At 43.0% G+C, this 11,721-nt stretch carries 10 protein-coding genes; 8 read left to right on the top strand and 2 right to left on the bottom strand.

What is annotated here, in order from left to right; all coding sequences use genetic code 11:
* The first annotated feature begins 10 nt into the window (after positions 1-10).
* The 4 genes from BW976_RS16925 to ispG all read left to right on the top strand — a co-directional run bounded on the left by BW976_RS16925 (position 11) and on the right by ispG (position 5,638).
* Positions 11-841 (top strand): alpha/beta hydrolase family protein, encoded by an 831-nt coding sequence (locus tag BW976_RS16925; protein ID WP_076374586.1) that lies wholly within the window; start codon positions 11-13, stop codon positions 839-841.
* 498 nt (positions 842-1,339) lie between these two features.
* Complete coding sequence (locus tag BW976_RS16915) at positions 1,340-2,341, top strand: MBL fold metallo-hydrolase (RefSeq protein WP_076374582.1); 1,002 nt, start codon at positions 1,340-1,342, stop codon at positions 2,339-2,341.
* A gap of 559 nt (positions 2,342-2,900) precedes the next feature.
* Entirely contained in the window at positions 2,901-3,512 is a 612-nt protein-coding gene (locus tag BW976_RS16910) for an RDD family protein (RefSeq protein ID WP_076374580.1), read from the top strand.
* A gap of 89 nt (positions 3,513-3,601) precedes the next feature.
* Positions 3,602-5,638 carry a (E)-4-hydroxy-3-methylbut-2-enyl-diphosphate synthase gene (ispG, locus tag BW976_RS16905; RefSeq protein ID WP_076374578.1) on the top strand — a complete coding sequence of 679 codons (2,037 nt, stop codon included), beginning with the start codon at positions 3,602-3,604 and terminating at the stop codon, positions 5,636-5,638.
* Positions 5,639-5,697: 59 nt separating this feature from the next.
* Here ispG and BW976_RS16900 read toward each other — a convergent pair whose 3' ends face one another.
* A complete protein-coding gene (locus BW976_RS16900) occupies positions 5,698-6,015 on the bottom strand; it encodes a hypothetical protein (protein WP_076374576.1) in 318 nt (105 codons plus the stop codon).
* A 222-nt stretch (positions 6,016-6,237) separates the two neighbouring features.
* On the opposite strand from BW976_RS16900, the gene BW976_RS16895 reads away from it, so the two are divergent.
* Genes BW976_RS16895 through BW976_RS16885 form a run of 3 tightly spaced genes read left to right on the top strand, consistent with a single transcriptional unit; the run spans position 6,238 to position 9,049 of the window.
* Positions 6,238-7,356, top strand: a complete 1,119-nt coding sequence (locus BW976_RS16895) for a sensor histidine kinase (protein WP_076374574.1) — start codon at positions 6,238-6,240, stop codon at positions 7,354-7,356.
* Positions 7,353-8,084 carry a LytR/AlgR family response regulator transcription factor gene (locus BW976_RS16890; RefSeq protein WP_076374572.1) on the top strand — a complete coding sequence of 244 codons (732 nt, stop codon included), beginning with the start codon at positions 7,353-7,355 and terminating at the stop codon, positions 8,082-8,084. Before BW976_RS16895 ends, BW976_RS16890 begins: the two co-directional genes overlap by 4 nt.
* 47 nt (positions 8,085-8,131) lie before the next feature.
* On the top strand, positions 8,132-9,049 hold the full coding sequence (locus BW976_RS16885) for a helix-turn-helix domain-containing protein (RefSeq protein ID WP_084192238.1): 918 nt from the start codon (positions 8,132-8,134) through the stop codon (positions 9,047-9,049).
* A gap of 418 nt (positions 9,050-9,467) precedes the next feature.
* On the opposite strand, the gene BW976_RS16875 is transcribed toward BW976_RS16885, so the two are convergent.
* Positions 9,468-9,785, bottom strand: a complete 318-nt coding sequence (locus tag BW976_RS16875) for a hypothetical protein (protein ID WP_076374568.1) — start codon at positions 9,783-9,785, stop codon at positions 9,468-9,470.
* A 94-nt stretch (positions 9,786-9,879) separates the two neighbouring features.
* On the opposite strand from BW976_RS16875, the gene BW976_RS16870 reads away from it, so the two are divergent.
* Positions 9,880-11,616, top strand: coding sequence for a thiamine pyrophosphate-dependent enzyme (locus tag BW976_RS16870; protein WP_076374566.1), 1,737 nt, complete (start codon positions 9,880-9,882; stop codon positions 11,614-11,616).
* Positions 11,617-11,721: the final 105 nt, after the last annotated feature.

Here is an 11,721-nt window from a genome sequence, read left to right as displayed (position 1 = left end):
ATTTTCACCCATGGTTCGTAAAGATAATTATACACTGCCCGGCGCTAAGGGTCGCCCGATGTTGATAGATGTAACGTATGAAGATGCACTTAAAAACGCGCCGGTAGTGATCTTTGCGCATGGCTTTAAAGGCTTTAAGGATTGGGGCACACATAACCTGGTAGCCGATTATTTCGCCCGTAACGGTTTCCGGTACCTCAAATTTAACTTCTCGCATAACGGCACTACGCCCGATCATCCTACCGATTTTGCCGATCTGATTGCCTTTAGTGATAATACCTTTTCCATCGAGCTGGAAGATCTGGATACTATTATTGATTTTGCCTGCAGCGGCTCGGGCATGGCAGCGGCCAACGGCGTATTTTTAATAGGTCATAGCATGGGCGGCGGCATCAGCATCATCAAATCGGCAGAGGACCGTCGCATCAAAAAACTGGTAACTATGGCTTCTATATCCGGCTTCCGCAATCTGTGGCCGCAGCAAAGCGAGGCGCAATGGTACCTGCAGGGCGTCATTTATATGCATAACTCCCGCACCGGGCAGCAAATGCCGCTCAAATCAACCTTGCTGGATGACCTGGACAAACACCCTTTACGGCTGAATATCCAAGCCAAAGCCGCCGAAGTACAACAGCCCTGGCTACTGGTACATGGCGACATCGACCCAACAGTTCCCCTTGATCATGCCAAAGAATTACACACAGCCCAACCCAAGGCCGAATTGGTGATCATCAAAGGCGGCGACCATGTTTTAGGAGCCTCGCATCCTTATACAGGGGATACGCTGCCCACTTCCTTACAGGGGTTTTGTGATAGGACAATAGCCTTTTTTAATTATTGAATTAGTGAATTTTGTCTGAACCATGATTTTTCAGATTAAGAGATTACCGTGATTTATTAAATTTTCTCCCCCGTCAGCAGATAAGCTTCGGGCGAAACCGGGCAGAACAATGATGGCTTGTGTGGCTGCGGGGCATAGCAAGTTTTTGCTGAAGCGCAGGAAAAATGAGGGAACGAAGTGGAGCAAAATAATTGCAGCCCTGGTTCTGTCCGGTTTGCCAGGTAAAGGCGCTGTGCGGCAAAGAAGCATTTCTGATGACTTGATTTTTGGTTACTTTGTATCAAGACAAAGTAACAGCCCTAGCGGCAATTGAGCGCTCTACGACAGGTCTTGTCTCTATCGAGTAAGTTGTTTGTGAGGACACAAACGACGGGAAAGGGGAATAACAGGCTCATCCTCCCAATAAACCCCAACAGTCATTCCTCCGTCAATAAACACCCCATTACCGTAACTTTAAACACTTAACCCTATCTTAAACCAAAATACTATTAGCTTACCATGAGTTTAGAAGGATCACGAAAAGAAGGAAAAAAATATATTAACGTTATACCAACCGACGAAGGCGGTTTTGGCAAAATACTTCCTATACTGGGAGAATACATTAACAACAAAGCCGAGAATACTCCTCTTAAAACATTAGGCCCCTTTAAAACCGATACTACTGCATACCAAAATCCGCCGGCCAGCGGCCTGCGCATTACCTGGATAGGCCATACCAGTATATTGATTGAAATAGACGGCAAACGCATCCTTACCGATCCGGTTTGGGGCGAACGTGTTTCGTTCTCCAAATACATCGGCCCCAAACGCTTTTTTCAGCCACCGCTTTCATTAAGTGAATTGCCCCCGCTGGATGCTATCATTATATCACATGATCATTATGATCATCTGGATAAGGATACTATTCAATTTTTCGCTGGTTCTTCTTCAACGCCGTTCTATTGTTCGGTAGGTGTAGGCCAACACCTGAGTAAATGGGGCATTTCCCAAAATCGTATCTCCGAAATGGATTGGGGTAATAGCGTAGTGATTGGTAATGATCTAGTGGTTACGGCTACTCCTTCGAGGCATTTTTCGGGTCGGGGAATTACCGGACGTAATGAAACTTTATGGTCGTCATTCGTGATCAGGGGCCCCAAACACAATATTTATTTTGGTGCTGATTCGGGCTGGTCGCCCAGTTTCGCGGAGATTGGCGAAGCCTTCGGCCCATTTGATTTGACCATACTGGAAATTGGCGCTTATGGCAAATACTGGCCCGATATACACATGGGCCCCGACCATGCTTCGAACGCGCACCTGGCCCTCAAAGGCAAATTGATGATGCCCGTACACTATGGCACTTTCAGCCTGGCCCCGCACGCCTGGTACGAACCCATTGAACGTTTAACCGATCTGGCAAAAGATAAAAACATCAACCTGTTTGTGCCCAAACCCGGCGAACCAACCGAAGTAAAAGAAGCCTACAACAGCAACTGGTGGAAACCGTATTTGTCGTGATTATGATGTAAAAATCGTTATGTCATCTCGACAGAGCTTTTGGAGGACAGAAGGTGGCGCGAAAGAGAGATCTTCTGCTGCATGATTGTGAATATTGTATAAGATTTCTCCTCGTACCTCGTTCGAAATGACATGGGGTTTATAGGAATCTGACAATAATAGCTAATTAGTAATCGAAACGAGCACTGTCATCAAAACATATCTGTAATTTTCCGTATCTTTATACAAGTAACCAGCCCGGGATTCTCTAAACCAGAAAACCGGGCTGTTTTGTTAAAGATGAAAAGACAACAAAAACCGACCGTTTAGCACATACATATTTAACTATCAACAAATTAACACTTTTTAAATCTTTCAAAACCCATCAAAAATTTGTTAAAAAGTGTTAAAATGGCGTTAAAACTTAGTTAAAGTGGGTAATAGCTGGTCCTTTTTGTCCGATTTTTGACCAAAAAAGTGTTAAAATTTGAGGTTTAAAAAGTTTTTCTATCCAACAAAGTAACTTCGGGCGTTTGCGATAATCAAACGGGAGTAAATGCCTCACAAAAAATCCTGATCAATGGCTCAAACTTATATACTGGTAATTGAAGGCAAACCACAGGGCCCTTTTAGCATCGACCAGCTAAAAGACCTCAAAGTAAAACCTACCGATTTTATAAAAACCCCCGAAATGGACGATTATAAAGAAGCACAGGAAATTGCCGAACTGCGCACACTTTTCGGCTTTGCCAAACCATCGTTGCTCATGCAATATTATGGCAGTTTTGATCAGCGCCTGCTGGCTTCGGTACTGGATTGGTTTATACTTTTTGGAGTATTTGTGATCATTGCTTTTATCGTAGTGTTGCTGTTTATACAGGATAAAGAAACGCGCATTATAGTATCCTTCAGCATTTTAGGCGTTATCCCATTGGCTAAAGTGATTTATCATATCGTGATGGAAAGCTCGGCCAAACAGGCAACCTATGGCAAACAAATGCTCAAGATCAAAGTGGTAGATATCAATGGCGATCGTATCAGTACAGGAGTGGCTATCAGTCGTAATTTGCTCAAACTACTTTCAGCATTGCCGTTTTGTTTGGGTTATGTGATAGCCTTCTTCAATAAAAAACAGCAATGCCTGCATGATATGCTGGCCAATACCCTGGTGATCAAGGAAAGACTGTTTTAGAGGCGATTCATAGAAGGGGACGCCTCTTAGAAAATTAAATAGCTATTCGACTATATTCACTAAATTTGCATCTTATTAATTTTCGCTGCATGAATACTGATGCTGTTAAGTTGCTTCAAGGCCGTTATTGTAATTCACTAACCGAATATTCGCGTTTTGTTACCCGCGAGGTGAATATTGGTGATGTGCCCATGGGCGGCAATAACCCTATCCGGATCCAAAGCATGACCACTACCGATACTATGGATACCATAGGTACGGTGGAACAATCCATCCGTATGGTTGATGCCGGCTGCGAATATGTGCGCATTACCGCGCCCAGCATCAAAGAGGCCCAAAACCTGGCCGAGATCAAAAAGCAGCTTCGCCAGCGTGGCTATAACGTTCCGCTGGTAGCCGATATACATTTTACCCCGAATGCTGCCGAGGTGGCCGCACGCATAGTTGAAAAAGTAAGGGTAAACCCCGGCAACTATGCCGATAAAAAGAAATTTGACCAGATAGATTATACCGACCAGGAATACCAAGGCGAACTGGAACGCATCTACAAAAAATTTGCTCCCCTGGTTAACATTTGTAAGGAATACGGTACCGCCATGCGTATTGGTACCAATCATGGCTCCCTGAGCGACCGTATCATGAGCCGTTATGGCGATACCCCGCAGGGTATGGTAGAGTCGGCCATGGAGTTTATGCGGATGTGCGAAACGTTGAACTACTATAACCTCGTGATCTCCATGAAATCGAGCAACCCGCAGGTAATGGTACAGGCCTATCGCTTGCTGGTAGATACCATGGTGGCCGAGGGTATGAATTATCCGCTGCACCTGGGTGTAACCGAAGCAGGCGACGGTGAGGATGGCCGCATCAAATCGGCAGTAGGTATCGGTACTTTATTAGAAGACGGCTTGGGTGATACCGTACGTGTTTCTCTCACCGAAGAACCCGAAGCAGAAGCTCCGGTAGCTATTGAATTGGTGCGCCGGTATACCGAGCGGAAAGCAGAAAGCGAAAAGCAAAAAGCAGAAGAGACCATAGACCATAGACCATGGACCATGGACAAAACACCACACAATCCCTACGAATACAAAAAGCGTCATACCTATGAGGCTAACGCATTCATAGGCGGACATATGGTACCGAGGGTAGTGGTTGATCTGTCGGCCAAAAATTTAAAAGATCCGGCTGTTTTGAAGGATGCAGGATATCTCTACTCGCCTTTATTGGATAAATACAATATGGCCGAGCAATCGGTAGATTTTGTTTACCTGGCCGATGAATTGCCTTCGTTTGTATTTCCAAGCAATTTAAAACAGCTATATAACTATAACACCTGGCAAAAACTGACCGACAAAACCAATTGTCACCCAGTGTTTTCGTTGGCCGAGTATATTGCACCGGGGACCGATCGCTCATCTAAATTGAACCTGGTGAGAATATTGCCTGCCGATATGGATTCGGATGAATTTGGTTCATTGCCCTTTGATAACTCATTGGTATTTGTACTGGAAACTGAGGCATTACATGGCATGGCCGATCAACGCTCCTTCTTCTTTAAACTGGAAGAGCTTGGATTGGAAATACCGGTGATAATGAAAAGAAGTTATGAATTTGAAAAAGACCATGGACCATCGACCATGGACCATGGACAAACAGACTTAACTACCAAACTTCAACTATACGCCGCTACCGATCTGGGCGCCCTGCTGGTTGATGGTTTTGGCGATGGCATTTGGATAGATGCACCAGAGTTGCCCGCAAATGTTATCACTTCAACCGCCTTTGGTATTTTACAGGCTACCCGTTCCAGGATCTCCAAAACAGAGTATATATCGTGCCCAAGCTGTGGCCGTACCCTGTTTGATTTGATGGTGACTACCCAGATGATCCGCAGCCGTACCAGCCATCTCAAAGGTCTTAAAATTGGCATTATGGGTTGTATTGTGAACGGCCCCGGCGAAATGGCTGATGCCGATTACGGCTACGTAGGTTCAGGTACCGATAAGGTTACCCTTTATCGTGGTAAAGAAGCCGTCAAAAAAAACATCAGCTCAAATAACGCGCTGGATGAACTGATCGGGATCATCAAAGAGGATGGTAACTGGGTAGAACAGGAACAGGCATAAAACAGAACAGGGCTGGCCTCGCGCCAACCCTTGTTCAAAGTATAATTAAAAAAGGTCATTTATCTATTCAGATTGAACGCAAGCGCGATCAGCCTTTTGTTTTCTGGATTATCCTTCCCTTCGTTCAGTTTGCTAGACAACTGATTTAAAGCCAGCTTTCTTTTTTCGCGTTTCAAATTCAGCCTGGCGTTAATAGTTTCTTCATAAATCAGCTTCGAGTCATCTGTATAAAACCTAATGGTTTGCACCTTTGGTTGACTAGGGTTGCTTTCTATACCCAGAAACCGTATCCGGGTGTTTTTGTTTGAGCCTGGCTGCATACAGCGCTTATCAGGATCAATGCTGTTAACATGATTGTTTTCATAGCCCATTTTCATTTGATGATTAAAATTAACCAGGCCAGATCTGATAAAGAACCGATGTCGTTACTCAACCATTTTTTGCGCACAAACAGCATTTAATGCAGCTCTATCAGCATTTGTCAAAAATAATTACCCTGGTTAAATGTTTTATGGTTGTATGTCGATAAAAGTGTGCGGTTTATCGCATTTACTGAAAAGATTTTACATCTTTCGGCCGATATCAGGTAAATTAGCTATATGAATAACAGGATTGATATCCGGCTGCAAAACATCAAAATACCACGGGTTTACCAGCACCTGTTGTTTTGGGGTGTGGGTTACCTTCTGATAGCCAGTATGTACTCGGTGCAGTCCAGTTTTGTAATATCCTTAAGAAACAACCTAATTTTTATGCCGGTTCAGATAGCTTATTATTATGCTATCGCTTATTGGGTGATTCCACGTTATTTGTTTGTTAACCGGTATTTCTTGTTCACTTTTCTGTTATTAATATTGGTTATCGTTTCAACATTAGCTACGCGGTCTGTGGGCTTATTGTTTGTGCATCCATACCTAGTCAGGGTAATGCCGGTTACGTATTCGGATTATATACGGTATGATCAGCTGCCTTTTTTCACCAAACTATTTGATATAGAAAATCTTGTAAATTCTTTTAAAGGGGTAAACCTCATTATTGGGTTTGTGCTGGCCATCAAACTATTTAAAATGTGGTATGAGCGCAAGCAAGCTTCTTTGGAGGCTGAATTAAGTGCTTTAAAGGCCCAGGTGCATCCCCATTTTTTGTTCAATACGTTAAATAACCTGTATGCGTTGAGTTTAGATCAATCGCCCAAATCGCCTCAGTTGATTTTGGGGTTATCAGATATTTTACGGTACATGCTTTACGAGTGCAATGCCGATGAAGTGCCTCTTGAACGAGAGATACTCATGATGCAGCAATACGTAAAGTTGGAAAAATTGCGCTATGAAGACCGTATCGACATTAATTTTACCATTACAGGCGATCTGAGGAATAAATTAATAGCGCCATTGCTGATACTGCCGTTCATTGAAAATGCCTTTAAACACGGTACCAGTGAAAAAACGGGGCAGGTTTGGATAAACATCAACGTAAATGTTACCGGCAATCGTTTTAAACTAAAAGTGGCTAATAACAGGCCCGAACATCGGGCAGAGGAAGATGAAGAGAACACTCGTGGGCACATCGGTTTAAAAAATGTGATGAAACGGCTCGATCTGCTTTATCCTGCTACCTCAAAACTAAAGATCATGAATGAGGACGACACTTTCCTGATTGTACTTGATATGCAACTCAATGTGGTTAAACACACCGAAAAACAATTGATAAGCGCATGAAGATCCGCACACTGATAGTTGATGATGAGCCTCATGCCATAGTCGTGTTGGAGAAATACCTGGCCCAGTTTAACCAAATGGAACTGGTAGGGAAATGCGCAGATGCTATACAGGCTTTTCAGTTGCTCCAACAAAAACCAGTTGACCTGATGTTTTTGGATATCAAAATGCCGGGCATCAAAGGTACCGACCTGCTCCGAAGTCTAAAAAACCCACCTAAGGTAATTTTCACCACCGCATACAGCGAATATGCGCTGGAAGGGTTTGAACTAAACGCGGTTGACTATCTGCTGAAACCTATCTCGTTCGAGCGTTTCTTGCGTGCCATTGATAAAATTTACCAGTTAGCCGAGAGTAAACCAAGACCAGTGATCATACATGAAACTCCGGTAAGCGATCATGAAGCATTTATCTATCTTAAAGTTGAGCGTAAAACCATTAAAGTAAATGTGAATGATATTTTATGGATAGAAAGCCTGCGCGATTATGTAAAAGTAGTCATTAAAGATCAAGTGTATATTACCAGGCAAAAGATCAGCATACTGGAAGAAATGCTACCTGAAAACAAATTTGTACGGATCCACCGGTCGTTCATTGTAGCCCTGGGTAAAATTGACTCTTTTTACTCTTATAGTATTGAAGTGGCCGGTCATGAATTACCCATAGGTCGTAATTATAAACAGGATGTTCAAAAAAAGCTCAAAGCCGAACAGATACAATTTGACTAAGCACCAACGAATCATAATTTTGCGTTATATTTGATTTACCATCCCATATGAGTAATAAAGTAACTGTTTTTGATATTCCTTCCACGCTTAAACGCCACATCACATCCGCCAATATTACCAAACCTGATTTTGGTATTGTTAACGATAACTGGAGCCAGGAAGATTTTGCGGTATTAAGTAATGAAAACGGGGTGCAGCATGGCGTGCCAGTTAAAACAGATTATTACTCGGTTATTTTATGCCTCAGCGGTAGTTGTAAAAAAACTATAGGCCATTTTGTTTTTGAGGTTTATACAAATTCTATTCACCTGGTATCGCCTGCATACATTACTTCTTTTGAGGATGCGTCTGATGATCTGTTATTGTACCAGGTGCTGTTCAAAAAGGAGTTTCTATCCCATAATTTTCTGAAAGAAAACATCCTGGATAACCTGCTGGAGGTAAATCCCGATTATCCGCCTATTTATGGTCTACCCAAAAAAGGAGTAGCATCATTAAAGGCTTTGTACGAAAAGATAAGCGATGAGTGTAAAGAGCAGGGAGCATTTCATTTACAGATCCTGCGCTTGCTGTTAACCGATTTGTTATACGAAATGAACCGGGCCTGCGAAAGTTGTTTATTAAATTCAACCCGTCATTTGAGTAAACAATATCAACTGGTATACAAATTCAAAAAACTGGTTGAGGAGAAATTTTTAATCCTGAAAACCGTACAGGAATATGCTGACGAACTCTTTATATCAGCCAAATATTTAACTGAAATAGTGAAGAACGAAACAGGGCAAAATGCGCTCCATGTTATCCATAACCGGTTGTACCTGGAGGCTCAATATCTGCTATCATCATCGGGACTTAGTATTAAAGAAATTACGGAGCGGCTTAACTTTGATAACAGCTCGCATTTCAGTCGTTTTTTTAAACGCTTTGCGGGTAATAACCCTTCGGAGTTTAAGCAACAGCAATAAAAAGCTGATCACTTTTTCCGACCCAAATACACCTTTCGTGACCGTTGCCTGACGGTGAAATCTATCTACCGGAAAAATTGGTTCTTAAAACCGATTTATTGAGATTGATGCGCCTTGCTATCCGCAGTACCTTTGTTTTGTCAATAAGAAATAAAGGTCATGAAAAAACAAAACTTAAACTTACTAAAAGGCAGGTTGCTACAGCTCTACTGGGAAACCTATCAAATTTTAACCGTCATTTACAGATAATCTTTATCGCTGTAAATTCTATCATATATAATACATAGAGTATTGATTGAGGAAATAGTCATCCTTAATCAATACAAGAAATCAACAGCCGTTTAAGGCTTCTCTATATATTGACACATAAAAACAGGCAGACTCTTTGAAGTCTGCCTGTTTTGTTTTACACCCCAGTTCAGTCTAAGGCATTAAATTCAGCAAACATGTTTGCCGTTTCGCTTAAACTATTCAGGCTTACATAATCACAAACATCGGCATACTCGGCCCACATTTCATGAACGGCCTTGTTTTGATGGGCCTGGTTAATGGCCTCGGCACTTAACCATTCAAAAACTTCAATGATGATACCATCTGCGGTTTCCATAATAATGGGTTCACGATCAGTCACCAGCCCTTCCAGCTTAAGCCGGGGTACATGGGTTCTGGTGAGCTGCTTTAAAGCAGCTGCTTTTCCCGGTTTTGGTTTATATGCCACAATAACTATTCGCCCCATAATTGTCATATTTTACAGCAATTTACAATTTTTAAAACCCACATCATATTCAATGGTTAGCTTTATAAATATCAAAACATAAATCAACCTAACCATGGCAAAAAATGTTGCAGACCAACTGGTAGAAATGCTGGCAAACGCTGGTATAAAAAGAATATATGCCGTTACCGGCGATAGCCTTAACGAGGTAAATGATGCTGTAAGACGCGAAGGAAATATACAATGGATACATGTGCGCCATGAGGAGGTTGGCGCTTACGCGGCCGGCGCCGAAGCACAACTGAATGGTTTTGCGTGTTGTGCAGGCAGCAGCGGGCCGGGCCATGTGCACCTCATTAACGGTTTGTATGATGCACACCGGTCTGGCGCGCCAGTTATTGCCATCGCTTCAACGATTGCCACTTTTGAATTCGGTACAGATTATTTCCAGGAAACCAATACCATAAAATTGTTTGATGATTGCAGTTATTATAACCAAGTGGCTGCTACCCCGAGGCAGTTGCCACGCATGCTACAGGCCGGAATACAAAGTGCGCTGCATCAGAAAGGCGTTGCTGTAATTGGTTTACCCGGCGATATCACCAGCATGGATGCTGTGGAAATTAATACGTCGACACAAAACTTTAACCCTGCTCCTGTGATCAGGCCTTCAGATGCCGATCTGCAAGAACTATCTGCATTGATCAACCAGCATCAAAAGATCACTATTTTTTGCGGCATAGGTGCGGCCGAAGCTCATGACGAGGTAGTGGCCCTCTCACAAAAACTTCATGCTACGGTAGCTTACTCGTTCCGGGCTAAAATGGATATTCAGTATGACAATCCTAACGAAGTGGGCATGACCGGACTTTTAGGCCTGCCATCGGCCTATCATAGCATGCACGAAAGTGATCTGCTGATATTGTTAGGCACCGATTTCCCTTACACGCCATTTATGCCTACCGATTGTAAAATTGTGCAGGTAGATATTAAACCGGAGCGTATTGGTCGCCGGGCCAAAGTTGATGTGGGCTTATGCGGAAATATCAAGGATACACTAACAGCGTTATTGCCAATAATCAATCAAAAACAGGACGATAGCTTTTTAAAGGCCCAGCTAAAAGTGTATGCCGATGTAAAAAGCAAAATGCAAACCTATGTGGACGACAGCGGCAGCCAGGACAAGGTACATCCCGAATTTGTAGCCAGCGTACTGGATAAAATAGCCGCGGATGATGCCATATTTACGGTGGATACCGGCATGTCCTGCGTATGGGGTTCCCGTTATATAAATGCCACAGGTAAACGAAAAATGATAGGTTCTTTTAACCACGGTTCTATGGCTAATGCTATGCCACAGGCTATTGGTGCGGCCCTGGCCCGTCCGGATCAACAGGTGATAGCGCTTTGCGGCGATGGAGGGCTGTCGATGCTACTGGGGGATCTGGCTACTATTGTTCAGTATAAACTTCCGGTTAAGATCATCGTTTTTAATAACCGTTCCTTAGGCATGGTCAAGTTAGAAATGGAGGTTGCTGGACTGCCCGATTGGCAAACCGATATGTACAATCCCGATTTCGCTTTGGTGGCGCAGGCTATGGGTATCAAAGGTATTAACGTCAAATATCCAGACGATGTTCAAGAGGCGATCGCTGAAGCACTAGCTTTTAATGGCCCTGCATTAGTCAATATATTTACCGACCCGAACGCGCTGGCTATGCCACCCAAAATTGAGTTTGAACAAGTAAAGGGTATGGCGGTATCGATGACCAAACTGATGCTCAACGGCCATATGGACGAAGTGCTGGATACTGTAAAATCAAACTACAAACATTTGAAGGATCTGTTGTAGGTTCCTGAATAAAGACATACCTTTAGATTAGCTTCAACAAGAATAAACGAGTTGTTATTATTGTTGAAGCTTTCTTTTTGCTTCTTTTTCTTTGTTAACAACTCC

Origin of the sequence: Mucilaginibacter lappiensis, from assembly GCF_900155965.1 — a bacterium.
In the GTDB taxonomy this organism is placed as follows: Bacteria; Bacteroidota; Bacteroidia; order Sphingobacteriales; family Sphingobacteriaceae; genus Mucilaginibacter; species Mucilaginibacter lappiensis.
Note: the sequence above shows the minus strand (reverse complement) of the source record. Positions and strands in the feature narration are given on the sequence as shown.